General features: G+C 60.9%; 26 protein-coding genes and 1 pseudogene. 12 read left to right on the top strand and 15 right to left on the bottom strand.

The genetic code is table 11. The annotated features are described in order from the left end of the window. The first annotated feature begins 4 nt into the window (after positions 1–4). Complete coding sequence (locus tag DQ397_RS12370) at positions 5–1,531, top strand: cryptochrome/photolyase family protein (RefSeq protein ID WP_043213932.1); 1,527 nt, start codon at positions 5–7, stop codon at positions 1,529–1,531. Beyond that, positions 1,528–1,683, top strand: coding sequence for a DUF2256 domain-containing protein (locus tag DQ397_RS12375; RefSeq protein ID WP_080642134.1), 156 nt, complete (start codon positions 1,528–1,530; stop codon positions 1,681–1,683). The genes DQ397_RS12370 and DQ397_RS12375 overlap by 4 nt, the downstream gene beginning before the upstream one ends. Here DQ397_RS12375 and DQ397_RS12380 read toward each other — a convergent pair. The 7 genes from DQ397_RS12380 to DQ397_RS12410 all read right to left on the bottom strand — a co-directional run bounded on the left by DQ397_RS12380 (position 1,648) and on the right by DQ397_RS12410 (position 7,155). Further along, positions 1,648–2,139, bottom strand: coding sequence for a DUF2878 domain-containing protein (locus DQ397_RS12380; RefSeq protein ID WP_043213928.1), 492 nt, complete (start codon positions 2,137–2,139; stop codon positions 1,648–1,650). The genes DQ397_RS12375 and DQ397_RS12380 overlap by 36 nt on opposite strands. Further along, a complete protein-coding gene (locus DQ397_RS12385) occupies positions 2,136–3,398 on the bottom strand; it encodes a cyclopropane-fatty-acyl-phospholipid synthase family protein (RefSeq protein ID WP_043213926.1) in 1,263 nt (420 codons plus the stop codon). Before DQ397_RS12385 ends, DQ397_RS12380 begins: the two co-directional genes overlap by 4 nt. Beyond that, positions 3,373–4,182 carry a DUF1365 domain-containing protein gene (locus tag DQ397_RS12390; protein WP_043213924.1) on the bottom strand — a complete coding sequence of 270 codons (810 nt, stop codon included), beginning with the start codon at positions 4,180–4,182 and terminating at the stop codon, positions 3,373–3,375. The genes DQ397_RS12385 and DQ397_RS12390 overlap by 26 nt, the downstream gene beginning before the upstream one ends. Beyond that, on the bottom strand, positions 4,179–5,426 hold the full coding sequence (locus DQ397_RS12395) for an NAD(P)/FAD-dependent oxidoreductase (protein ID WP_043213922.1): 1,248 nt from the start codon (positions 5,424–5,426) through the stop codon (positions 4,179–4,181). The genes DQ397_RS12390 and DQ397_RS12395 overlap by 4 nt, the downstream gene beginning before the upstream one ends. A gap of 6 nt (positions 5,427–5,432) precedes the next feature. Then, positions 5,433–6,185: an SDR family oxidoreductase gene (locus DQ397_RS12400; RefSeq protein ID WP_043213919.1), complete on the bottom strand. Its 753-nt coding sequence runs from the start codon at positions 6,183–6,185 to the stop codon at positions 5,433–5,435. Next, positions 6,182–6,604 carry a nuclear transport factor 2 family protein gene (locus DQ397_RS12405; RefSeq protein WP_043213917.1) on the bottom strand — a complete coding sequence of 141 codons (423 nt, stop codon included), beginning with the start codon at positions 6,602–6,604 and terminating at the stop codon, positions 6,182–6,184. Before DQ397_RS12405 ends, DQ397_RS12400 begins: the two co-directional genes overlap by 4 nt. 104 nt (positions 6,605–6,708) lie before the next feature. After that, the gene (locus DQ397_RS12410) at positions 6,709–7,155 is read right to left on the bottom strand and encodes a PAS domain-containing protein (RefSeq protein WP_043213914.1); all 447 of its coding nucleotides are present in this window, start codon (positions 7,153–7,155) and stop codon (positions 6,709–6,711) included. Positions 7,156–7,309: 154 nt separating this feature from the next. On the opposite strand from DQ397_RS12410, the gene DQ397_RS12415 reads away from it, so the two are divergent. Beyond that, positions 7,310–8,197 carry a MerR family transcriptional regulator gene (locus DQ397_RS12415; RefSeq protein WP_043213912.1) on the top strand — a complete coding sequence of 296 codons (888 nt, stop codon included), beginning with the start codon at positions 7,310–7,312 and terminating at the stop codon, positions 8,195–8,197. Positions 8,198–8,274: 77 nt separating this feature from the next. On the opposite strand, the gene DQ397_RS12420 is transcribed toward DQ397_RS12415, so the two are convergent. Then, on the bottom strand, positions 8,275–9,228 hold the full coding sequence (locus DQ397_RS12420; protein WP_090342816.1) for a GlxA family transcriptional regulator: 954 nt from the start codon (positions 9,226–9,228) through the stop codon (positions 8,275–8,277). A 105-nt stretch (positions 9,229–9,333) separates the two neighbouring features. Between DQ397_RS12420 and DQ397_RS12425 the strand changes: the two genes are divergently transcribed. Next, a complete protein-coding gene (locus DQ397_RS12425; RefSeq protein WP_043210482.1) occupies positions 9,334–10,125 on the top strand; it encodes an SDR family oxidoreductase in 792 nt (263 codons plus the stop codon). Positions 10,126–10,463: 338 nt separating this feature from the next. Continuing rightward, a complete protein-coding gene (locus DQ397_RS12430; protein WP_043210485.1) occupies positions 10,464–10,886 on the top strand; it encodes an organic hydroperoxide resistance protein in 423 nt (140 codons plus the stop codon). A gap of 136 nt (positions 10,887–11,022) precedes the next feature. On the opposite strand, the pseudogene DQ397_RS12435 reads toward DQ397_RS12430, so the two are convergent. The 3 genes and pseudogenes from DQ397_RS12435 to DQ397_RS12445 form a co-directional block, all read right to left on the bottom strand. Beyond that, positions 11,023–11,345 (bottom strand): annotated as a pseudogene (locus tag DQ397_RS12435) (EmrB/QacA family drug resistance transporter); the annotation flags it as partial. Continuing rightward, complete coding sequence (locus DQ397_RS12440; protein WP_306106458.1) at positions 11,255–11,563, bottom strand: helix-turn-helix domain-containing protein; 309 nt, start codon at positions 11,561–11,563, stop codon at positions 11,255–11,257. The pseudogene DQ397_RS12435 and the gene DQ397_RS12440, both read right to left, overlap by 91 nt. Positions 11,564–11,738: 175 nt before the next feature. Further along, positions 11,739–12,569: an oxidoreductase gene (locus tag DQ397_RS12445; protein WP_043210490.1), complete on the bottom strand. Its 831-nt coding sequence runs from the start codon at positions 12,567–12,569 to the stop codon at positions 11,739–11,741. A 128-nt stretch (positions 12,570–12,697) separates the two neighbouring features. Between DQ397_RS12445 and DQ397_RS12450 the strand changes: the two genes are divergently transcribed. Next, positions 12,698–13,627: a LysR family transcriptional regulator gene (locus tag DQ397_RS12450; RefSeq protein ID WP_043210492.1), complete on the top strand. Its 930-nt coding sequence runs from the start codon at positions 12,698–12,700 to the stop codon at positions 13,625–13,627. 65 nt (positions 13,628–13,692) lie between these two features. On the opposite strand, the gene DQ397_RS12455 is transcribed toward DQ397_RS12450, so the two are convergent. Further along, positions 13,693–14,190, bottom strand: coding sequence for a helix-turn-helix domain-containing protein (locus DQ397_RS12455; RefSeq protein WP_043210495.1), 498 nt, complete (start codon positions 14,188–14,190; stop codon positions 13,693–13,695). Between the two features lie 210 nt (positions 14,191–14,400). On the opposite strand from DQ397_RS12455, the gene DQ397_RS12460 reads away from it, so the two are divergent. The 3 genes from DQ397_RS12460 (at position 14,401) to DQ397_RS12470 (ending at position 17,457) form a co-directional block, all read left to right on the top strand. Beyond that, positions 14,401–15,027, top strand: coding sequence for an isochorismatase family cysteine hydrolase (locus tag DQ397_RS12460; RefSeq protein WP_043210496.1), 627 nt, complete (start codon positions 14,401–14,403; stop codon positions 15,025–15,027). Between the two features lie 12 nt (positions 15,028–15,039). Continuing rightward, entirely contained in the window at positions 15,040–16,257 is a 1,218-nt protein-coding gene (locus DQ397_RS12465) for an MFS transporter (protein WP_043210497.1), read from the top strand. 177 nt (positions 16,258–16,434) lie between these two features. After that, positions 16,435–17,457, top strand: coding sequence for a D-cysteine desulfhydrase family protein (locus tag DQ397_RS12470; protein WP_043210500.1), 1,023 nt, complete (start codon positions 16,435–16,437; stop codon positions 17,455–17,457). Between the two features lie 114 nt (positions 17,458–17,571). Here the strand turns inward: DQ397_RS12470 and DQ397_RS12475 are convergent, their stop codons facing one another. Further along, entirely contained in the window at positions 17,572–20,697 is a 3,126-nt protein-coding gene (locus DQ397_RS12475; RefSeq protein WP_043210502.1) for an efflux RND transporter permease subunit, read from the bottom strand. A 1-nt stretch (position 20,698) separates the two neighbouring features. Next, positions 20,699–21,790: an efflux RND transporter periplasmic adaptor subunit gene (locus DQ397_RS12480; RefSeq protein ID WP_043210505.1), complete on the bottom strand. Its 1,092-nt coding sequence runs from the start codon at positions 21,788–21,790 to the stop codon at positions 20,699–20,701. Positions 21,791–21,935: 145 nt separating this feature from the next. On the opposite strand from DQ397_RS12480, the gene DQ397_RS24515 reads away from it, so the two are divergent. The 3 genes from DQ397_RS24515 to DQ397_RS12490 all read left to right on the top strand — a co-directional run bounded on the left by DQ397_RS24515 (position 21,936) and on the right by DQ397_RS12490 (position 23,920). Beyond that, positions 21,936–22,073 carry a hypothetical protein gene (locus DQ397_RS24515; protein ID WP_167358057.1) on the top strand — a complete coding sequence of 46 codons (138 nt, stop codon included), beginning with the start codon at positions 21,936–21,938 and terminating at the stop codon, positions 22,071–22,073. Next, positions 22,070–23,269, top strand: coding sequence for an MFS transporter (locus tag DQ397_RS12485; RefSeq protein ID WP_043210507.1), 1,200 nt, complete (start codon positions 22,070–22,072; stop codon positions 23,267–23,269). The genes DQ397_RS24515 and DQ397_RS12485 overlap by 4 nt, the downstream gene beginning before the upstream one ends. Positions 23,270–23,491: 222 nt before the next feature. Next, on the top strand, positions 23,492–23,920 hold the full coding sequence (locus tag DQ397_RS12490) for a cupin domain-containing protein (RefSeq protein ID WP_043210509.1): 429 nt from the start codon (positions 23,492–23,494) through the stop codon (positions 23,918–23,920). Positions 23,921–24,003: 83 nt separating this feature from the next. On the opposite strand, the gene DQ397_RS12495 is transcribed toward DQ397_RS12490, so the two are convergent. Further along, positions 24,004–24,456 carry a redoxin domain-containing protein gene (locus DQ397_RS12495; protein WP_372240763.1) on the bottom strand — a complete coding sequence of 151 codons (453 nt, stop codon included), beginning with the start codon at positions 24,454–24,456 and terminating at the stop codon, positions 24,004–24,006. Positions 24,457–24,490 lie beyond the last annotated feature (34 nt).

The raw sequence follows: 24,490 nt of genomic DNA on the forward strand, positions 1-24,490 counted from the left end.
GAAGGTGCGCCTGGGGCTGGTTCTGGGTGATCAGCTGTCATTCGACCTGGCCAGCCTCGCCGCGCTGGACCCTGCCCACGATGCGATCCTGATGGCGGAAGTGGCGCAGGAGGCTCGCTACGTGCCGCATCACCCGCAAAAAATCGTGCTCATCTTCAGTGCCATGCGCCATTTTGCGCTCGCTTTGCGAGCGCGCGGCTGGCAAGTGCATTACGTGGCCTTCGACGCGGCTGACAACAGCGGGACCATCGTCGGTGAGCTGCAACGTTGGCGACAATCACTGGGCGCTACGCAAATACATGTGACCGAGTGCGGAGAATGGCGCCTGGAACAGGCGCTACGGGATGCTCAGCTGCCGCTGGTGTGGCACCGCGACACCCGCTTTCTCTGCTCGCGCGAAGCGTTCGCGCGCTGGGCCCAAGGGCGCTCTGGACTGCGCATGGAGCATTTCTACCGGGGGATGCGCAAACGCTGCGGCTTGCTCTTGGAGCCAGACGGCAGCCCCGCTGGAGGCGCTTGGAATTTCGATGGTGACAATCGCAAGCCATTGCCACGAGGATTGCGCGGGCCGTTTCCAGCCCACTTCGAGCAGGACGCCATCACTTCGGCGGTCGTGGCCTTGGTTCGCCAACACTTCAGCGACCATTACGGCGCCGTGGACGGCTTCGACTACCCCGTGACCCATGACCAGGCGCAGCAGCTGTGGCGCCATTTTCTGGACTACGGCCTGGCGGCCTTTGGGGACTATCAAGACGCCATGGCCGAGGGCGAACCCTACCTGTTCCATGCCCGCATCAGCGCAGCCCTGAATATCGGATTGCTGGATGTGCGGCGTGTGTGCGAAGACGTGGACACCGCGTGGCGGGAGGGGCGGGTGCCGTTGAACGCCGCCGAAGGTTTCATCAGGCAGTTGATCGGCTGGCGCGAATATGTGCGAGGCATCTATTGGTTACGCATGCCGGCGTACGCTGAGCTCAACCATTTGCACAACACCCGGCCGTTGCCGGACTTCTACTGGTCCGGACGCACCCGCATGCGGTGCATGGCGCAGGTCATCGAACAGACCCTGAAGTTGGGCTATGCGCACCACATCCAGCGCCTGATGGTGACCGGCAACTTCGCCTTGCTCGCGGGCATCGCGCCGACAGCCATTTGCCAGTGGTACCTATCGGTGTACCTGGACGCGTTCGACTGGGTCGAGCTACCCAACACACTGGGCATGGTGATGCATGCCGATGGTGGTTACCTGGGGTCCAAACCGTACTGTGCCAGTGGTCGCTACATCCAGCGAATGTCCGATCATTGCAAGGCCTGCAGCTACAAGGTCGAACAGGCGACAGAAGCCGATGCCTGCCCATTCAATGCGTTGTACTGGCACTTTCTCATCCGTCACCGCGCGCAGCTCGCGCATAACCCTCGCCTGGCGCTGGTCTATCGGAACCTCGATGGCATGGCACCGGCGCGGCGCGAGGCTGTATGGCGCCGTGGTCAGGCGTTACTGGCGCGTCTCGATGCGGGGGACTGCCTGTGAACAAGCGTTTGTTGCCAAGCAAGGTCTGCGTGGTCTGTGGCCGGCCTTTCAACTGGCGCAAGCGTTGGGCCCGATGCTGGGAGCAGGTGCGATATTGCTCCCAGCGATGCCGTCGGTCAGCGCCACGCCGCGATGCGTACCAGCAGCGGTAGGGCCAGCGCCCACACCGGTATCAGTAGAAGGCCTGTTGCCAACGGGCCCAGCGGCAAGCTGACCTCGGCCAGACGGGCTCCGCACAGATAGGCCAAAGGACCTGTCAGCGCACCGGCCAGCGCACCGCGCCAGAAAGGCCAGCCCGCCCACGCCAGGCTGTGTCGCAAGCCGCTGGCCAACACCAGCCATAGCAACACCAGCCACAGCGGGAGCGGCCATGCGTCGAACCTGAACACACCCATTGCGCCCAATGCGCTATCGAGCACACTGCCAGCCAGCGCTGTGCGTGCTACGGCTCTGACCTCTTCCCTGAAGTCCGGGCACAGGCACAGGTGAATGGCCAGGCCGATGGGCACCACCAGCAACCACCCAGGGGCCTTGGCGCCCAGCACGCAGGCCCACCAGCCGGCCTGCAACCATAGGGCATTGGCGATCACCCCGTAGCGCTTGATCATCGAAGTGCGGGCAAGGGCGCACGTCGGGCCTGAGGCGCCGCCCACAACAACTGCGCTACGCCGATGGCCCGTTCCTCGAAGCCGCCCTGGCAATAACACAGATAGAACTCCCACAGGCGCTGGAACGTATCGTCATAGCCCTGGTCGGCCAGCAGCGTTCGACTTTTGCGCAGGTTGTCGCGCCAGTGCTCAAGGGTTCGGGCGTAATCCAGGCCAAAGTCTTCCAGGTGTATGAGGTTGAGCGCAGTCTGGCGGCTGGCGGTGTCCAGCAGCACGCTCAGCGAGGGAAGGGCGCCGCCGGGGAAGATGTAACGCTGGATGAAGTCCACCGAGCGCCGAGCCTGGGCGTAGCGCTGGTCACGGATGGTGATCGCCTGCAACAGCATCAACCCGTCGGGCTTGAGCAACGCGGCGCACTGGCGGAAATAAACCGGTAGGTAGCGGTGACCGACCGCTTCGATCATTTCGATGGACACCAGCTTGTCGAAGGTACCTTTGAGGTCGCGATAGTCATCGCACAGGACCGTGATCTGTTGTTCCAGTCCGAGGGCCCGCACGCGTGCTTGCGTATAGGCATACTGCGCTTGCGACAAGGTTGTGGTGGTGACACGGCAGCCGAAATGAGTGGCGGCGTGGATGGCCAGGCTGCCCCAGCCACAGCCGATCTCCAGCAGATGATCCTGTGCACGCAGCTCCAGTTTCTGGCAGATGCGCTCGAGCTTGTGCAACTGGGCCTGCTCCAGGGACTGCTCGGGGTATTCGAACTGGGCGGCCGAATACATCATGGTCGGGTCCAGCAATTGTTCGAACAGGGCGTTGCCCAGATCGTAGTGGGCGAGGATGTTGCGCCGGGCTCCTCGCCTGCTGTTACGGTTCAATCGGTGCAGTAGCCGCAGGGCAGGTCGCCCTAACCGCGCAAGCCCGCCTTCGAGTGCGTCCAGCACGTCCAGGTTGGCCACGAACAGGCGGGTCACCCGCGCAAGATCCGGGCTGCGCCAATACCCATGGATATAAGCTTCGCCCGCGCCGATCGAGCCGTTACCGGCGATCAGGCTCCAGGTTGCGTCATCGAGCACTTCCACTTCAGCCTGCAAGGGGCTGCTGGCCTCTCCGAAGCTCCATTGCTGTCCATGGCAGAGCAGCCGGAGATGGCCGTGACGGAGCTTGCCCAGTTGTGCGAGCACGACTGTTCGGGCCAATGCGCCAAGCAAGGGTGCCAGGACCGTGGTCTTGCTAACGCTCAGGGTGGGATTCGACATGATCAGGGGCCTCGCAAGGTTGGCCGAGTGCCAGGCTGCCCCGGCTGGCGGTGTGGTCATGGATGGGAGTGCGCTTGAACAAAAGGCGCAGGGCCTGCCAATAGATGGCCGAGACGGTGCGCAGGCTCATCCAGGGAAAGCTCAGCAGGTATCGATGCAACGCTTTGCGATCCAGCGGTTGGCGCTGCAAGGCCAAATCGGCTTCGAACACCTTTTGGCAGCCTTGCCAGTTCTCCATATGGATGCGCACCGACTTGAGGTTCAGGGACAACTGCAGTCGGTAGTCCATGTCCAAGGGCATGAACGGCGATACATGAAAGGCCTTGGCCATGGAGAAAGGCCTGTCCAGGCGGCCTTGCACCGGCAGGACATAGTGAAACCGCTCATGCCATGGGGTGTTGCGCACCTCCAGTAGGATCGCCGTCAGGTGTCCATGGCGGTCGTGGCAGAAATAGAAACTCACCGGATTGAACGACAGCCCCCAGCAGCGCAATTGGGTCAGCAAGTGGACCGGGCCTTCGGGCCTGTGCCCCGTTGCCTGTTCAACGAGCAAGCGGGCAGCCTCGGCCAGCGGCTCCCCCTGGCGGGTCAGCGCTGGCAGGTAGTCGGTCTGGCGCCAGTTCAGCGGCGACAGTCGTCTGCTACCCAGCCAACGGGATAGGCTCATCAGCCAGGCTTGTTCATCCAGGTCCAGATAGAACATGCCGATGCGGTAGCGGAACGCGTGGTACCGCGGGGACAGTCGGCGATGACTGAGCCAACCCAGGCAAAGACCACTGTTCACAGTGTTTCTCCAAAGTGCCGGGCCACCTGCAGCGCGCTGACCACACCGTCTTCGTGAAAGCCGTTGCCCCAGTAAGCGCCGCAGAAATAGCTGTGCTTGTAGCCTTGAAGTCGTGCTTGGCGCGTCTGGGCTTCTGACGCTGCGAGGCTGTACTGCGGGTGGGCGTAGCAGAAGCGGGCGATGATCTGTGCAGGGTCGATGAGCGCGGTCTGGTTGAGGCTTACACAGAACGTCACCGGTGCCTGGATACCTTGCAGGATGTTCATGTTGTAGGTCACCGCAGCTGGGGCATGCGCGGGGCCACCCAGTCGATAGTTCCAACTGGCCCAGGCCTTCTTTCGCTGTGGCAGTAGACGCTGATCGGTGTGCAGTACCACGTCGTTCTGCGCATAGCCGATGGCGCCCAGCACGGCGCGCTCTTCAACGCTGGGGGTCTCCAGCAGCGCCAGTGCCTGATCGCTGTGGCAGGCGAAGACCACACTGTCGAACCGTTCGGTGCCGGCGGCACTGAGCAGCGTGACGCCTCCCTCGTCGCGTCCGACCCGATGCACCTTGCAGTTCAGGCGAATACGCTCGGCGAACGGTCGGCAAAGAGGGGCGATGTAACTTCTCGAGCCGCCCTGGACGACCCGCCACTGCGGACGTCGATTGACCGAGAGCAAGCCGTGGTTACGACAGAAGCGCACGAAGAACTGCAGGGGGAAACCCAGCATCTGCGTCCGGGACATCGACCAGATCGCCGACCCCATGGGCACGATGTAGTGCTCGATGAAGCGCTGGCCATAGCCTTGAGCCTGGAGGTAGGCGCCCAGAGTGGTGGAGGTATCGATCCGCCGTGCGTCCAGATCGTCCAGTGCCTGCCGGTTGAAACGCAGGATATCGCGCAGCATCGCCCAGAACGGTGGGCTGATCAGATTACGGCGTTGAGCGAACAACGTGTTCAGGTTGTGACCGTTGTACTCCAGCCCGGTGAGCGGATCATGGACAGAAAAGCTCATCTCGGTTGGCTGTGAAGCCACCTGGAGCTGATCGAGCAAGCGAATGTAGTTCGGGTAGGTCCAGTCGTTGAAGACGATGAAGCCGGTGTCTATCGCATGGCGTTCGCCGCACCAGTCCACATCGACGGTATGGGTGTGGCCTCCGACCCAGTCGCTGGCCTCGAACACCGTGATTTCGTGTCTGCGAGACAGTAGGTGGGCACAGGTCAGGCCCGCGATACCGCTGCCAATGATCGCTATACGCATGGAGTTTCATTCCTGTTCATGACGTGCCAGACGCCGGCCCAGCGCCAGACGGGCGCGTGGCGGGAGTAGACCCAGCACACGCAACACCCAGGTGAAAAGACCTGGGAAGTTGATCTCCAGCGGACGTCGGTGCAGGTGCCTGACGATGTGCCGTGCGGCGCGTTCGGCTGACCACAGCTGTGGCATGGGGAAGTCGTTACGACGGGTCAGAGGCGTGTCGATGAAGCCTGGGCTGACCAACGTGACATCGATGCCTTCGTGGGCCAGGTCGATGCGTTGAGACTCCACCAAATAACGCACGGCGGCCTTGGAGGCGCCATAGGCGCCTGCCCGGGGCAAAGCCAGCCAGGTAACCGAGCTGCCCACCACCACCAAATGAGGATGTTTGCCAGCGCGAAGCAAGGGCAGGGCAGCGGCCAGGCACTGGCTGACGCCCAGAAAGTTGGTGCGCATCACCCGCTCGACCATGGCCGGGTCGAAATGACCAGGTTCCAGGTACTCGCACGTGCCCGCATTGAGGATCACCAAATCCAGCGCTCCCCAGGCAGCCTTGATCTGCGCTGCGATCCGAGCGATCTGGATAGGGTCATCGACGTCGCCGACAGCCAGCAGAACCTGCCCGGGAAACTGCTCCACCAAAGGGGCAAGGCGTTGCTCGTGACGACCGCCTAGGGCAACGTGATGACCCTGCTCCAACAGGCATTGCGCAAGCGCAGCGCCCAGCCCGCTGCTTGCTCCGGTCAACCAGCAGCGGCTCATGCCAACCTGCCTTTGAGCCAGCGGATCGCGCAGCCCATGACCGGAAGATGCTCATAGAGCAGGGCACCGGCATCGAAGTAGTCCTGGTGAAAATGGACACGTTCACGCCATCGCAGGTAGCTGCATCCTTGCAAGTTGACCGGCCGGTTGCGGGCCAGTCGGGGGTGGCGAAACTGCAAGCTCCAGCGTAGGTAGCCTTCGCCGGGTGACACTTCATTAGCGCCGCAGAAGACATAGCGGATGTCGTGGGTGTTGGCATACAGCTGGGCGAAGTAGGCCCTCAGGGCCTCAAGCCCCTGAATTTCATGCAAGGGATCACGAAAGGTGATGTCGTCGGCGTACAGTTTTTCCAGCCCATGGAGACGACTGCCATCGAGTTGGGCGAAGCGCTCGGCGAACTGTTGCAGATAGGCTGACATGCTTGGCTCCAGAAAAACCTGTACAACCGCGATTTGTTGTACAGGTATAGCTGAAGCCTGCCATAAAAGCTATACACAAAATGATAGCTGTACAGCTTTTTCGATCAGGACTTGGCCTCGCTCAGTTGCCGGCGCAGGTCGGCGACTTCCGCTTCCAGCTCCCGGACCCGTTCCTCGGCGAAGACCTGGGCCGAGACGTCACGCTGGATGCCAATGTAATAGGTCAACTGGTCCGCTTCGTTGCGCACAGGCGTGATGGACAGTTCATTCCAGAACAGGCTGCCGTCCTTGCGGTAGTTGCGAAGGACCTGGCGGCAAGGCTGGCCTGCACGAATCGCCTCACGGATCGAGGCGACGCCGGGCTGGTCATGGTCCTGGCCCTGGAGGAATCGACAGTCCTGATAAAGGATGTCGTCCGCTCGATAGCCGGTCAGGCGCTCGAAAGCGGGGTTGGTATAGATGAGGATGCTGTCGTTGCCCTCTTGCTCGGCGACGACGATGCCATCGTTGGAGTTTTCGACCATCAGTTGCAGCAGTTTTGCATTGATCATTAGCCAGCCCACCCGAATCTTCATGTGCGGTAAGCGCAGCGTAGCTTCCGAGCGTAGAGCTACGGCACGATTCGCTGCATGATGACCTAAGGTTGCACGGCGCAGAAGGTCTGTATAGGTTTAGAGTAATCCACCGTTCAGATGACTGCTCGCAATGACTGAGTCCGTACCAACCGACCTACTGCCCATGCGCGATGTGGTCAGCCTGACTGGCATCAATCCGGTGACCTTGCGTGCCTGGGAACGTCGCCATGGACTGATCCGTCCGCAACGCACCGAGGGCGGCCATCGCCTGTACACGGCCAAGGACGTTCAGCGAATTCGCGACATCCAGCGCTGGACAGCCAATGGGCTGCCGATCAGCAAAGTCGGCGAAAGGCTCACCGGTGACCATCAGCCAGCCCCGGAGCCGAACAGCGTCTTCCAGCAGTGGCGCGATGCCGTGGCGCGGGCTGCACGGGCATTCGATGGACGGGCGCTGGAAGCCGTGCACGGTCAATTGTGGACTGTTCTGCCTAAGGTGACTGTGTTGCGCGAGGTGTTGTTGCCGGTCTGGCATGAACTGGCTTCAGGTGACGGCTTCGGCGAACGCAGCCAATGGCTGTATCTGGATAATTTCCTGCGCGCCCGCTTGTTGATGCGCCTTCAAATGAACCAGCCTGAGGTGCCGCCCGTATTACTGGCAGGTCTGCAGGAGCAAGCCGAGTTCGAGCTACTGTGCGCTGGCCGGTTGTTGAGCAGCGATCAACAGCGCGTCGAGGTGCTCGGCTGCGGCCAACCGTTTGAAGAGCTGCCTTTGTTGTGCGCAACGCTGCAGCCGGCTGCCTTGGTGGTTGTGGTGCAGGGAGTGATAAGCCCACAGCTGGCCAAGCGACTGCGTTGGTTGCATATGGAGATTGCCTGTCCACTGGCGCTCATGGGAGAGGAACTGGACGCTTCCAAGGCGCTTCTGCAGGGCACTCCGGTGGGCTTGCTGAATGCGCAACGACCCGATGTTGCCCAGACGCTCGGGGCGTTGATCAGAGGTGAGCTGGATCTGTAATCCGGTCTTGGGAGTTGCCTTGTCCTTCGGACCGGTTCTAACTGAAAGCTTGCTTGTGAATGCCAACAACCGAGTCCTCAAGAGGGCATCGGGCGACGGGCATCCCGGCGTATCGCTTGCGGTGGTATGCCGAAGCCCCGCAGGAACACCTCGCGCATATGACGACGGTCGCGAAAGCCGGTTTCCTGGGCGACCACGTCCAAGGGATGCCGGCTTTGCTCGATCATCAGGCGTGCCGCCTCCAGCCTTAGTCCCTCGATCGCCTTGGCTGGGGAGTGCCCGGTTTCGGCGCTGAAGACCCTGGAGAACTGACGTGGGCTCAGGTTCACCACCTCTGCCAGCTCCTCGACGCCCAGTGGGCGGTTCAGATGCTGGCGTGCATAGTCCAGCGCACGCTGGATCCGGTCGGACTTGGGGGCGAGGTGCAGCAGTTCGGAGTGTTGGGACTGTCCGCCGGAGCGGTACTGCTGCATCACCAGCTTGCGTGCCACCGACCGCGCGATGTCCGCGCCGAGGTCCTTTTCCACCAGCCCGAGCGCCAGGTCGAGCCCTGCGGTCATGCCCGCCGACGTCCAGAGGGTACCGTCGGCGATATAGATGCGGTCTTCCTCGACGCTGATATCCGGATAACGCCGTTGCATCTCGCGGGCGAATGCCCAGTGTGTCGTGGCTCTACGCCCTGACAGCAGCCCCGCCTCGGCGAGGATGAAAGCGCCAGTGCACAGGCCCACGGTGCGCCTGGCATGGGTGCTCGTCTGGCGAAGGAACTCCAGGGTCGCCGCCGAGGTGGGCACCTCCAAGGGGTTGGTGACTCCGACGATGATCCAGGTGTCGGTCAGGCGGGGCGTTTCGAGTGGCTGGGTATCGAGGGCCAAGCCCAGGGACGAACGCACCTTGCCGCCTTCGAGCGAGAAGTTCTCGACGGTGTAGAAGGTGTCTTGCGCGGCGATGTTGGCCAGTTCGAACGCGGCCTGGGTGGCCAGCGAAAGCACTTGGAACCCGTCTGCCAGCAAATAGCTGATGCGATGCATTGCCTACTCCCCAGTGTCCGGAAACAGTACCTTATACGTCATTTGAGATACCGTCATCCCCCTGCATCCTGTTCTCCAGACCCACCCCAACCCTGGAGATGCATCATGACTCAGTCCCATCCTGGTACCGCCCTCATCACCGGCGCCTCATCCGGTATCGGCGCTCTCTACGCCGAGCGTCTGGCCCATCGTGGCTATGACCTGATCCTGGTCGCGCGAAACCGCGAACGTCTGAATGCCTTGGCCAAGCGCCTGACTGACGAGACTGGCCGTTCCGTCGAAGTGGTGGCAGCCGACCTTGGCAACCCAGATGACCTGCGCCAAGTGGAATTGCTGCTGCGCACTGACGCCAGCATTACCTTGCTGGTGAACAATGCCGGAGTGGGGGCCACGCAGCCGCTTCTGGAGTCGGACGTCGACAAAATGCAAGACATGATCACGCTCAACGTGAACGTGTTGACGCGTTTGACCTATGCCGCGGTTCCAGGCTTGGTCGCGCGCCAGGGCACGCTCATCAATATCGCCTCCGTCGTGGCCCTTGCGCCTGAACGGCTCAACGGCGTGTATGGAGGCACCAAGGCGTTCGTGCTGGCATTCAGCCAATCCCTGCACCACGAGCTTGCGGACAAGCACGTTAGGGTTCAGGTGGTACTGCCTGGTGCGACGGCGACCGACTTTTGGGCGGCAGCAGGCACACCCCTGGATTACCTGCCGGGCGAGATCGTCATGAAGGCTGACGACATGGTGGACGCGGCGCTTGCCGGGCTGGACCAAGGAGAGTTCATCACGATCCCGTCCTTGCCCGACCTGGGTGACCTGGAGCGTTACGAGGCGGCGCGGCAAGCGTTGATGCCGAATCTTTCATTGAGAACTCCCGCGACACGCTACCGCAGCTGACGTTCGTCATGCCGTACGAGGTGAAGCGGCCCTCGCGAGGGCTGCCTCATTTTCGGAAACGTCCAGTCACAGAACCGTATCACTGTGTGTACAGCGCCGATGTCCGACGCTCTGGCATACAAATGCCGCCACCTTCGGATACATCGGCGATACAGGCGGGACGTGAAATGGCCCCACCTGGACGAGGCCTGCAGTTCCGCAAGCCCCCATCGCGGACAACGACAACCCATTTTCCGCACACCTGTGCGGCAAACTGAGCCAGGCCAAGCACTGATCGCAGCCAACGCCCTCCCTGTGTGCCTGGTCGGGGAGGGCAGCATGCCCTTTGGAGAACTACCATGCCCAATACCCTGACAACGATCCTCTACACCGCCCATACCCATACGACCGGTGGCCGCGATGGGCGCGGCCAATCTGTCGATGGCGAGCTCGACCTGCCGCTGAGCCCGCCAGGCTCCGGTCGCCCGGGCACCAACCCCGAGCAGCTGTTCGCCATCGGGTGGTCTGCCTGCTTCATTGGTGCCCTGCGCCGCGCGGGGCAGAAGTACAACATTCGCCTGCCTGACGATGTAGCAGTGGATGCCGATGTTTCCCTAGGCAATACCGCAGATGGAGGTTTCGCGCTGGCTGCCCAGCTGACGGTGCGCTTGCCTGGCCTGGCCGCCGAGGAAAAGGAGAAGCTGGTAGCTGAGGCGCATCAGATATGCCCGTACTCGAAAGCGACCCGCGGCAATATCGAAGTGGGTTTCGTGATGCTGTGATGGCGTTCAGATACACCCCAGCCCGCGTAACTGATTAGGTACGCGGGCTTCTTGTTGTACGGGCTGCGCTGCTGCGCATAGCGCAAAAACTGAAAGCCTGTACCCACAAAAGACGAAGAGGGCGCTTCGAGAGGGGTCAATGGGCGTCAGCCGACGGTTGTGCTGGGGGTTGTACCTTGCGCATCAACGGCACGAGCAGCGTGGCCAACGCGAAACACGCCATGATCACCAGGAAGGCGTCGGCATAGGTCAACGTTTGCGCTTCACGCCACGTCAGTGCCCAGAGCTGGCGCAGTGCGGTGTGGCTGGCGTCCAGGCTGTCCTGGCCGAGAGCCTGGGCGTTGCTGCTCATTGCTCGAGCCAGGCATTCATTGTCTCGTTTTGACCGTTAAGGTGCTCGGCAAGGCGCAGGAAATGCAGGTTGAGCACGGTGGCGCAGGCGGCGATAGCTTTGCGCCCCAGGCCATCAGCGTCAGGATCACAGGCCGCAAGTCACGCCCGACCTCGGTGAGCAGGTACTCGAAGCGTGGCGGGTTGCTCTGGTAGGGTCGGTGCTCGAGCAAGCTGGCGGTGACCAGGTCGGTCAGCCGACGAGTAAGCGTGTTGGTGGCGATGCCCAGGCTGCGCTGGAACTCATCGAACCGACGCAAGCCATAGAGCGCGTCGCGCAGGACCAACAGGCTCTAGCCATCACCGATGTGTTCCAGCGCTCGGGCTACAGGGCAGGGCATGGGTTGAAAGCTGGCTTTTTTCATGACGTTGACCTTGGGTTTCATGCTTGGATGAGCCCACTATCCGCCACAAAAAACCTGAGCCGGCGCGCCCGGTTCAGGTTTAGTGCCCCAACGAAGGTTACGAGGCAAAGTCAGTGGACAGGGACAGCGCTCGCCACCGTGCCAGCTCCTGCTCGACTGCGCTGTGCTTGGCCTCGATACGCGCGACGGCATCACTGCCCAAGGCCAGGCGCAACGGCGGATTGGCCGCGTTGGCCAAGGTCATCAGGGCTTCGGCCAGCTTTGCAGGGTTGCCCGGCTGGGCATGGTTGGCCGCTTCGGCATAATTGCGCATGACACCGACGGTGGAGGCGTAATCCGGCAGTTCTAGAGCCGTTTTCACCAGGGACTGCTCATCCAGGAAGTCGGTGCGGAAAAAGCCTGGTTCGACCACAGTCACCTTGATACCCAAGGGGGCCAGCTCCTGATGCATCGCTTCGCTGATGCCTTCGACGGCGAACTTGGTCGAGCCATACACGCCCCAGCCCATATAAGCCTGGTAGCCGCCGAGCGACGAGATGTTGATCACATGACCACTGCGCTGCCGGCGCATATGGGGCAATACCGCACGAGTGACATTCAGTACACCGAAGACGTTGGTGGCGAACAACCGCTCGGTTTCGCTGGCGCTGGTTTCTTCGACCGCGCCGAGCACGCCGAACCCGGCATTGTTGACCAGCACGTCGATTTGCCCAAAGCGCTCGATGCCAGCAGCGACCGCTGCGTAAGCCTCTTCTTCGCCGGTCACGTCCAGGCGCACGGCCAGCAGGTTCGGGTGCTGACCAAGACGGGCCTCGATGTCCTCCGGTTTACGCGCCGTTGCGATGACTGCATCGCCTGCCGCGAGGGCCTGCTGGACGATCAGGGTGCCGAAACCACGGGAAGCGCCGGTAATGAGCCAAGTACGCATGTCAACTCCTCCTGTATCCGACCCTGCACCGTGCGGGGCCTTCTCGATGAGTTGAGCGAACTTTAAGATTTTTGATTTACTGTGATAATCCCATGAATATCGCATGGGCCTTTGAGTAATTTTCATCAATGAAGCCAGCCAGTACCGCCGATCTGTCGCTCTTCCTGTGCATTGCCCGCCATCTGAATTTCAGTCGTGCGGCAGTCGAATTGGGGCTTACACCTTCGGCCCTGAGCCATGCGCTGCGGGCCCTGGAAACCCGCCTGGATGTGCGGTTGTTCAACCGCACCACTCGCAGCGTCGCCCTTACCGAGGCCGGGGAGCGCCTTTACCAGCGGCTGCAACCGGCCTTCCGTGACATCGCCGACGCCTTGGAAGATCTCAATAATTTCCGCGACAAACCGTCTGGCAACCTGCGCATCACCGCCGGACGCGCCGCAGCGGAACTTGCGTTGCTGCCACTGGCCCAGCGTTTCCTGGTCGCGTACCCGGACGTACACCTCGAAATTCTCAGCGACGATGCCTTGGTGGATATGGTGGGTACCGGTTTCGATGCCGGTGTACGCCTGGGAGAGCGGTTACAGGCCGATATGGTCTCATTGCCCATTGGTCCTTATCTGCGCTCGGTGGTGGTCGGTTCGCCCGAGTTCTTCGAACGCCATTTCATTCCGCAACATCCACAAGACCTGAAAAAACTACCTTGTATCGGACACCGTTTTCCCAGTGGCGCACTTTACCGTTGGGAGTTCGAGCGGGGAGGTGTCCAACTGGAGGTCGACGTCCAAGGCCCGTTGATACTGGGTGATGTCAGCCTGATGCTGGCGCCTGCCTTGCAAGGTATCGGCCTGGCCTATGTGTTCGAGGACATGGTCAAGGAACATCTGGAGCGAGGCGATCTGCAGCAGGTTCTGGGCGACTGGTGCCACTACTATCCGGGGCTGCATTTGTATTACCCAAGCCGGCGGCAGGTGCCAGCAGCATTGAAAGCCTTCATCGAGTTCGCACGCGAATATAGCGCGAGCCCGGCCACTACAGCGTCGCCGACTGGATCGGGGTAGTGATCTATACCCAGTAGACGTTTGCAGCTTGCACCGCCGCTCCAGGAACGTCGTCTTAGCCTCAGCTACTTCCGCTTGAAGGCTTCTCGGCGAGACTCGCGTTCGGCAATGAAACGATCGCTGACCAGCGCTTCCAGGTCCTTGCGTTCCACAGCGTCGCCGCAGTGAGGACAAACGCTGGCCACACCCACATCATGGCCGCAGGCGCGGTGCACGAAATGCACGGCCAACCCCTCATCCGGGTTCTTGCACCACTTCTCACCCCAGGCGCGCAGCGCGTAAATCACAGGATAGAAGTCCCAGCCCTTGTCGGTCAGATGATATTCGTAGCGCAGCGGCTTCTCGCTGTAGGGCCGGCGTTCGACCAGGCCATTCGCCTCCAGCGCTTTGAGGCGCGAAGTCAACATCTGGGGCGTAGCGGTGGTCTGGATCTGCATTTCCTCGAAGCGTGTCGCGCCCATGTACAGCTCACGCAGGACCAAAATGGTCCATTTGTCGCCCACCAATTCCATCGAGCGTGCCACCGGGCACACCGTATCGCTTGTCACGTCCAGCCTCGGCATCACGCTGTTTTCTCCGTAGAAACTATTGTTTTCATAGTAACGCAGCCAGGTTAAGCATGTCGCATGGATTAACGCTCAAAGCCTCATTCCCGTTGACACTATGATTATCATAGTTAATATGAAGCCTATGCGGCTTGCGCTGTCGCAGCGCGGCATTTGTCGGTATAGCAAACGTCCTAGATCGCTTCTCCTTTCATCTGGAGCACTATCATGACCCATCCTGTGTATGCCTCGGAGCGGACCGCTCTGCTGCTGGTCGATCCCTACAACGACTTCCTGTCCGATGGCGGCAAGCTTTATTCCATGCTCAGAAGCGTCGCGGATGAAGTTCGACTGCTCGACAACCTGCGCACGACCGTTGCCGCCGCGCGAGCACAAGCAATTCAGGTGTACTACGTACCTCATCGGCGCTGGCAGCCCGGCGACTACACCCGCTGGGATCACCCCAATCCCACCCAACGCCTGATCCAGGAACGTCACACCTTTGCCAAGGGGTCCTGGGGCGGCGAATGGCATCCTGACTTCGTGCCACAGGAGGGCGACATCATCATCCAGGAACACTGGGGACAAAGCGGGTTCGCCAATACCGACCTCGACTTCCAGCTTAAGCAGCGAGGCATCACACACGTGATCGTCGTCGGCCTGCTGGCGAACACCTGCATCGAATCGACCGCACGCTTCGCCATGGAGTTGGGTTATCACGTCACGCTGGTACGCGATGCGACAGCCGCCTTCAACAAGGAAATGATGCACGCGGCGCACGAGCTGAACGGGCCGACGTTTGCGCACAGCATCGTCGACACCCGCGGGCTCGTGCAGACTTTGCAGCAGCAGTGAAGGGGCTGCGTCATGTCTGCCTCTTGCGCATCGCCAATGGGAGTTTCCAGCCGCCTTGTCACGCTTATGGCCCTGTGCTGCGCGCTGGCGGTCTCGACTATCTACTACCACCAGCCGCTTCTGCCCCAGATGGCCGCGTCCTTTGGCCTGGCGCCGACACAGGCCGGCCTGATCGCCACGCTGACGCAGCTTGGCTATGCGCTAGGCCTGCTGTTCATCGTGCCGCTCGCCGATTGTCGACAACCACGCCAACTCGCGCTGCTGGCCATCGCGGGGAATGCCGTTGCCTTACTTCTTTGCGCTGTAGCGCCGACTTTCACAATGCTGTGCGTGAGCAGCTTTCTTGTCGGCGTGACAGCGATCACTGCGCAGCTCATCATCCCCTGTCTGTCGGGGTTGGCCACTCCAGTTGAGCGAGGTCGCATCGTCGGGAGCCTGCTCAGCGGCCTCTCGGCAGGTCTTTTACTGGCGCGCATGCTCGGAGGCTTCGCCGGCGCACATGCCGGGTGGAAAGCCGTGTTCGTTCTGGCCTCGCTCAGCGATGTCCTGTTGCTGGTCATCGTTGCCAAGCGCCTGCCCGCCACCAGCAGTCTGCAGACGATAAGCTACGGGCAGCTCCTGGGTTCGTTAGGCAGCCTGGTCAAACAGGAAGGCGTGCTGCGTTACTGCGCGGCGAGCGGCCTGCTGATGTTCGCCGCATTCAGTGCACTGTGGGCTTCGCTTGCCGCGCTATTGGCACAACCTCCATACGGACTCGACTCCGCCACCATTGGTCTGTTTGGGCTGGTCGCGCTGCTGGGCATCGTCGCGTCACCTCATATTGGCGCGCTGACCGATCGCGTGGGCGCACGCACCATGGTCCTCGCCGGCGCAATGACCCTCGTCCTGGGTTTCGCCTGCATTGCAGCGAGCGGGCGAGATCTTGGCTGGCTGATCCTCGGCATGGTGCTGCTCGACATGGGCAATCGTGCAGGGCTGGTTGCCAACCAGGCACGCGTATTCACTCTGAGGAGCGAGGCCAGAAGCCGACTCAATACCCTATTCATGGGGTCGTATTTTCTGGGGGGAGCGATCGGCGCCGCATTAGGGAATTATGGCGTGCACCGGGCCGGCTGGATCGGCCTTGCCGCTGTTGGCATCCTGCTGTCCACTGCGGCCGCCGTGATCAATGCGCTTGCACCCCGTGAGTCGAGCGCTACGATCGGCGAGGGACCGAGAGCTATCCGATGACAATTGCCAGTCGGCAGTGTCACCGTTGCGGTGTCTCACAGTACGTTGAATTACAAAGATGCGCTTTGCATCTCAAGCCGCAGTCCGATCGCCCGGCACTTTCCCAGGTTTCCGGGGATTGATTTTGTGGGGGCTGGATCCGCTATCAAAGTGAAATACCAACCGGAGCACATATCAATGAGGGATGCTCAAAAGGATGTACTGGACGCTTTCGAGAAAGTGGCGCTCATCGAGGCGGCCACTCCGATTCAGCGGCTACAAAAGCTTGAACTGCGACTGGGTATCAAGCGAGTCAATCTTTACATCAAACGTGACGATCACATGGCATTCGCCGGGGGTGGCAACAAGCTTCGCAAGCTTGAGTTCCTGTTAGGTGAGGCGATTGCACAAGGATGCGACACAATCGTCACGACTGGCGGACTCCAATCCAACCACGCACGACTTACTGCCGCTGCTGCTGCGCGATTCGGCTTGGACTGCGAACTGGTCCTCGGCAGGGTGGTGCCGCGGCATGATGCAGAATACGAAAGCAACGGCAACGTGCTGCTTGATCAGATCTATGGCGCCAAGCTCCATGTACTTCCGCTAGGGGAGAAGGCAGCCGAATTCGCAGATAAAAGAATCCAGCTGCTCAAAGAAGAGGGCAAGAAACCCTACCTGATCCCTATGGGGGGATCGTCACCTCTTGGCGCGCTGGGTTACGCCAAATGCAGTGACGAGATAATGCAGTATGAACGGGATAACGACATCCGCTTCGAGAAGGTTCTTCTGCCTAACGGCAGCTCGGGAACTCATGCGGGTCTAGCCGCAGGTTTCGTCACGCGTGGACGCTCCCCGACGATCATTCGATCCTATACAGTGTTGGGAGACCAAGAACAGGCGGTGCAGCAAACCTTGAAGCTCGCTAACGACGCACTGGCATTGGTCGGGTTCTCAGAGGTCGCGCCCAATCAGATCGATGTAGATGGGAATCACCGGGGAGAAGGCTATGGGATTCCGACGGCTGAGGCTCTTGAGACAATTGCATCCCTGGCTCAGGCCGAAGGTATCTTGCTTGATCCGGTTTACTCTGCAAAAGCCTTTGCCGGCATGCTTCATGACATAGCGGCGGGAGATTTCATCGAGGGGGCTAACCTACTGTTCCTGTTCACAGGCGGCGGACCAGGTGTTTATGCCTATCGCAGCGCATTCGACTTCTAAAAAACCAGACTCCACAGGGAATCTGCTCATCACCGGAATGTGCCGGTGATGAGCATTCTGTCAATCAATGGCCTGCGCTCTGACTACCGTCGACGTGCAGGATCTCGCCGGCGCTCACACACCTTGGTGTGTATCCAGAGGCGCCTGTTGCACGCTCAGCTTTTCCCACTCAGGCTCGTTGCTGGCGTTGGCCCCGCGATTGGCACGCAACACCAGAGCGCAGAGTGCCGGTAGATAAAGCAGCGTCAGCACCGTGCCCACCTGAATTCCACCGATCAGTACAAACGCCAGGGACGACCAGAACACCGAGAAGGTCAGTGGGATGAAGGCCAGCGCGGCGGCCAGTGCAGTGAGCAGCACCGGCCGGGCGCGGCGCACCGTGGCTTCGATGATCGCCTCGTGCAGGGGGCGGCCGTGGGCCTGCTCCTGCTCGATCTGGTCGGTGAAGATCAGGGTGTTGCGCATCAGGATGCCGCCGATGCCGATCAGCGCCAGGATGGCATTGAAACCGAAGGGCTGATCGAACAGAAGGAGCACAGGAACCGCCCCGATCAAGCCCAGCGGTGCGGTGGCGAACACCATGAACATCAGGGCGAAGGAGCGCACCTGGAACATGATCACGACCAGCGTCAGCATGATCATCACCGGGAACAGGACTGCCAGAGCCTTGTTGGCCTTGGCGCTTTCTTCCACCGGACCGCCGATAGTCACCCGATAGCCAGCCGGCAGTTGGGCGATTAGCGGCTGCAGATCAGCGTACACGGCCTTTCCTACGTCCGGCGGCTGCGTGCCTTTGAGGATGTCGGCTCGTACCTCGAAGGTCAGGTCGCGGTCGCGGCGTTTAAGGATCGGTTCCTCCATCACCGGCTGGAAGCGCCCCACCTGCTCCAGCGGAATCGAAACGCCGGCGGCGTTGGTGATGGTCAGGCCCTCGATACCGCCGAGATTCTCCCGCTGGACATTCTGTGCTCGCACCATCACCGTCACGGTGCGGGTGCCTTCGCGCACTTCGGTCACTGGGTTGCCGGTGAGCAGGGCATTGAGCTGGCTCTTTACCTCATCGGGTGTGAAGCCCAGCAGACGCAGGCGATCCTGGTCCAGTACCAGGCGATAGGCGCTGACTCGCTCGCCCCAGTCGATGAAGGTATCGCGGGTCATGGGGTTGGAGGCTACCACTCGGCGTACCTCTTCGGTGATGTGCCGAAGCTGTTCCAGATTCTGGCCGGATACGCGGAATACCACTGGGAAAGGCACCGGCGGGCCGAACACCAGTTGAGTGACTCGCACCCGCGCGGAAGGAAACTCGCCAGCGGCGATGCGTGCCTGCATGCGTTCGCGCAGGGCGTCGCGGGACTTGGAGTCCGCCGTCTGCACGATGATCTTGGCGAAGGCCGGGTCCGGCAGCTCGGGATTTAAAGAAAGGAAGAAGCGCGGCGCGCCGCCGCCCACGTAAGCATCTACCAGTTTCGTCTGGGGCTCTTCCAGCAGTGCGTTTTCCACCTGGGCGACCACGCTTTCGGTAGCCACGAACGCGCTGCCTGGCGGCATGTACACCTCCACCAGCAGCTCGGAACGGTCGGAGTTGGGGAAGAACTGCTTTTTCACTGCACCCATGCCCAGGCCGCTGACGAGGAAGGCCGCTACCACCAATGCGGTAACAGTCTTGGGGTGGTTCACGCACCAGGTAATCAGGGCGCGCAGGCGCTGATAAAGAACTGTGGCGTAGATCGCGTCATGACCGCCTGCGACTGGCTGGATCTTCGGTAGCATCTTCACTCCAAGGTAGGGCGTGAAAAATACCGCCACTAGCCAGGAGGCGAGCAGAGCGAAGCCGACGATCCAGAAGATGTTGCCGGCATACTCCCCGGCTCCGGATTTGGCAAAGCCCACCGGCAGGAAGCCGATCACGGTTACCAGGGTGCCGGTAAGCATGGGGGCTGCGGTGGAGGTCCAGGCAAAGGTGGCGGCCTGGATGCGGTCGAAGCCTTCTTCTAATTTCACCACCATCATTTCGATGGCGATGATTGCGTCGTCAACCAGCAGGCCGAGGGATAGAATCAGCGCGCCAAGGGTGATGCGGTCGAACTCGCGCCCAGTCATCAGCATGATGACGAAGACGATGGCCAAGGTCAGCGGCACGGCGGCGGCCACCACCAGGCCCACGCGAAAGCCCAGAGCCAGTAGGCTGATCAGCATGACCACGCCGAGGGCAACGAAGAACTTGAGCATGAACTCGTTCACTGCGATGCGAATTTTCTCGGCCTGGTCGGAAACCTTGTCAAACATCACACCCAGCGGCAGTTCGGCATGGATGCGGTCTTCTTCGGCTTGCAGCGACTTGTCCAGCTCCAGGCCGTTGAAGTGCGGCTCCATGATCACGCCTAGCATCAGAGCGGGCTTACCCTGGTGGCGAATGCGGTAGGTCGGCGGGTCTTCGTAACCACGCTTAACCGTTGCGACGTCAGCGATGCGCAGCAATTTGCCGCCCGCATTGATCGGCACATTCTCGATCAGCTTCAGGCTGTCGAAAGCACCGTCCAGACGGATGTAGGCGCGCGGCCCGCTGGTCTCGACGAAGCCGGCTGGGGCCACACCGTTCTGCTTGCCCAGGGCTTCAAAGATCTGCTCCGGCTTAAGGCCCAGGGTGGCCAGACGCTCGTAGGAGAATTCGACGAAAATGCGTTGGGCCTGTTCGCCGAGAATGTTGACCTTCTTTACACCGGGCAGGCGCAGCATGCCTTGGCGCAGATCCTCGGCCATCTGCACCAGTTGGCGGTGCGGCATTCGCCCGGCTTCCAGGGCGTAGAGGGCGAAATAGACGTCGGAATATTCGTCATTGAAGAACGGACCGATGACGCCACGGGGCAGGCGCTTGGCCTCGTCGGAGAGCTTCTTACGGGTCTGGTAGAACAGTGCCTGGATGTCGCCCGGGCGGGTAGAGTCCTGATACTGCAGTTTCATGGAGACGAAGCCGGGCTGGGCGATGGTTTCCACCCGATCGTAGAAGTCCAGCTCCTGCAGGCGCTTTTCCAGGCGGTCAGCAACCTGCTCCTGCATTTCTCGCGCGGTGGCGCCCGGCCAGGCAGCAGTGATGGTCATGGTCTTGACCGTGAAGGATGGGTCTTCGGCGCGCCCCAGCTTGCCAAAGGCTATGGCCCCGGCAACCAGGGTGGCGAGGATCAGGAATAGGGTGACTGCCTGGTTGCGCACCGCGAAAGCGGAGAGGTTGAAGCGGCTCATTTCAGTGCTCCAGGGCCAGGGAGGGCCCTGGCAGTTGACGCACGCTGTCGCCGGGGCTGAGCAGGTTTGCACCGAGGGCGACTATGCGTTCACCCGGCTGCACGCCGCCCTGCAGTACCGCTTCTTCTTGTTCCAGTCGCACCACCTTGACGGAGCGCAGATCGATCTTGTCGTCGTTACCAATGACCCAGACGCCAGTGCCTTGGCCCCTGTCATGCAGGGCACCTAGTGGGACACGCATCAACTGCTGCTCGCTCGTGCTATCGAGGCGCAAGGTGATGGTAGATCCGATAGCCAGGGTTGTAGATTCATCCCCTAGGGTGTACCGGGCACGGAAAGTCCGCGTGATGGTATCCGCTGCGGCGGAAAGCTCTCGCAGGGAGGCAGATATGGCGACTCCGGAGGCGCCGTAGGGATAGGCCCGGGCCGGATGATCGGCTAGCGCTCGCTGGGTCTCCGGAATATCTATCACCGCCTCGCGGGCACCGTCGTGGGCCAGGCTGGCGACGATCTGGCCTTCGGCGACAACCTGACCCCGGTCCACCCGTACATCGGTGATCACCCCGTCTCCGTCGGCCTTCAGGGTGGAATAGGTTCTACGATTTTCAACCTGGGCCGCTTCCGAGGTGGCGGCGGCGTGCTCGGCTTCGGCCACCCGAAGACGAGTATGGGCCTGGTCATAGGTCTGCGCAGAGACCGCTCCGGTTCTAATCAGGCGACGGTAGCGTGCTTCATCATCATGAGCCTGGCGCAACTCGGCTGCGGTGGCGGTAACTCGGTTACGTGCTGTACGCAGAGCCAGCTCGAAGTCGGTGTTATCCAGCTCCAGTAGCACGTCACCTCGCTTGACACGAGTGCCCGGGTCGACCTTGCGGGCGATGACCTTACCACTAACCCGAAAGCCAAGGTCGCTGATCGTGCGAGCGGCCACCACACCGGTGTAGAGCGAGTCTTGCTGGGAAGCCGGTTGCACATGCGTTGCGATCACTGCCCGTGGTTGGGCAGCGAAGGCCAAGGTGTCGGCTTGGCTGTCGCAACCGTTTAAAGCCAGCGCAGATACAGAAACCAGGGCAAGTAGGGCAAGGTGTTTCATAGTGCGATCCTTGGGTGTAGGGCGGTCGTGGGGCTGAGCACCACGCGTCCAAAATATGATAGGCATAATAAAATTTCGTGTATATATTATGGTCATCATATTTTCCGACCCACCGGGTACGGTACGACCAATTGAGGTGTGCTCGATGAGTAATGAACGACAAGCGGTGCAGTGCGATGCGAAAAGCGTTTTGACGCTCGCCCTTAGCAACGACGGCAGGAATGCCATGGAATGGCAGCTGATTATCCTGGAATTGAAAGCCGCAGAAGGAACCAAGCCATGAACCCGTCCCGCCTGCTGCTTGCAATCCTGGTGGTGCTTACTGCGCTGGGGGAAATCTCCACACAGTTGTTGATCCCTGCCTTGAGCAGGATTGAACAGGGCCTCGGTGCGATGCCTGGAGCCAGCGTTGCGGCGTTGTCCGGTTTTGTCGCTGCATTTGGTCTGGGACAGTTGCTGCTCGGACCTCTATCCGATCGGATTGGCCGGCGACCGGTTCTGATCGGCGGTCTCACGCTCTACTTGGCCGCCACTGGTTTGATGCTTCTGGCCGACAGCATGATCGGCTTCATCGTCGGACGTGTGGCCCAAGGTCTTGGAGCCTGCGCCGCTTTGGTCCTGGCCCGAGCTATCGTCCGCGATGCTTGGAAGGCTCAGGCCGCGCCGGCCTTGGCGCTGACGGTCATTGGTATGCTCAGCGCAATTGCCCTGGCTCCGGTGGTCGGTGGTCTGCTGACCCAATGGGGGGGCTGGCACGCCCCCGTTCTGGCGTCGATGACTATAGGTAGCACTGCGTTGCTTTTGGTTATAGCGTTTTACCGTGAGTCCAATCTCAGCCTTGATCCTACAGCGGGGCATCCTGCGACCTTGGCACGTGACTACTTCTCCCTGCTAAAACAGCGTTCCAGTCGTGCCCTGGCCTTGACCCTTGCGGGCACCTACGGAGCGATGTTCGCTGTGATAGCAGGCTCATCCGCGGTCTACATTCATTTGCTGGGACTGAGCTCGGCGCAGTACGGAATGGTGTTTGGGATAACCATTTCGGGCCTGATCGCCGGTGCCCTGTTCACCCAGCGCAAGATCATGCAATTGGGGCCGCAGCGCATTGTGGGGTTTGGCATCAGTCTGGTTGCTGCCGGCGCCGCACTCTCTATTCTGGTGCACTCTGTACTAGGTCTGTCGGTGCTGGGCGTCTCCCTGCCGCAGGTACTGGTGACGCTGGGGGGTGGCATGCTGATCCCTGCGTCGGTCGCTGGCGTTGTCATGCCCAATGCTCATCGTGCTGGGCTTGCGGCTGGTCTCATGGGCTTTTCTCAGATGCTCGGTGCTACCTGCAGTGGCTTACTGCTGAGCGCGCTGCAAGATGGCACTGCGTCGCCGATGTTAGGCCTGCAGGGTGCATTCGCTATAAGTGCCTTTTGCTTGTTCCATCTGATGACCCGCAAGCCGCGTAGCGCGGATTTGACATCAGCGATTTAGACCTTGTCGAAGTCGAAGGGCTACTCAGTGAATACAGTTAAAGAGCGCGAAAGCCGCTGTAGTCAGTGCGCGGGTAGAAGGTCAACTTGCCGACTGTACCCTTATGTATCTCAAGTCCTTGCGCACACTCAGGCATATAAATCTGCACCCTTTCGAAATATCGACGCTACGGCGACTGGTTAGAGTAGCGCCTCCCTATGACTGCTCTGAAAGGAGACGACCATGCGTTATCCCCATGTGCTCGCCGCCGTCGTGACGTTCACTGCATTTGCCGCGCTTGCCCAGGCCGACCAGCACCAGACCGAAAGCGCTAGGAGCGCCAACTGGAAACAAGGTATCCAGCGCACGGATCTGACTCGCGATGATCTTGGCGACTCGGTTCACGAAGTGATTCAGGCGCGGGTCGATTTCGACCCGGGAGTGGCGTCGCCGAATCATTCACATCCGGGAGTGGAGGTCGCTTACGTGATCGAGGGCACCTTCGAGTATCGGCTCAAGGGGCGGGCGCCGGTGATTCTCAAGGCCGGCGAGTCCCTCTACATCCCAGCCGGCACGCCGCATATCGCCACCAATGTCGGTGGGGGCAAGGCCTCTGAGCTGGCGACTTACATCGTCAATAAAGGCAAACCGCTGCTCGTGCTGGAGCAGTGATCCCTGCCCGGCGAAGGGCATGACATGAGACCGCCACAGGGCGACGGGATGGCATATCCCGTCGCCCGGTTTCTATTCCTCTCTCAGTGTGTGACCTGAAGCAGTTGCCGAATCTTGGTTTCGGTTTCGGCATAGGCACCTTCGCCGAAGTGCTGGTAGACGATCCGACCGCCCTGGTCGATCAGGTAGAGGGCCGGCCGGTAGCGATTGCCGAAGGCGTTCCAAGTTCTGTAGTCATTGTCCTGGGCGACCGGATAGGTGATGCCGAGTCGGCCTACCGCCTCATCGAGATTGGCCGTTACCTGTTCATGTGCATACTCGGGCGTGTGCACACCAATGACGACCAGCCCCTGATCGCGATAGCGTTCGTGCCATTGCTGCACATGGGGCAGGGCGCGCTGGCAGTTGACGCAGTCATAGGTCCAGAACTCGACGAGAACGACCTGTCCGCGCAGCTGTTCCAGGGTCAGGGGCTCGCTGTTGATCCAGTGGGTGATCCAACGTGGGACGCGCGCTGCATAATCGCGCCGTCGGATCGAAACCCCGCCAACTGGCGGGGTCTTTTCATGA

The sequence above is a fragment of the Pseudomonas sp. CK-NBRI-02 genome, assembly GCF_008124495.1.
Lineage (GTDB): Bacteria > Pseudomonadota > Gammaproteobacteria > Pseudomonadales > Pseudomonadaceae > Aquipseudomonas > Aquipseudomonas guariconensis.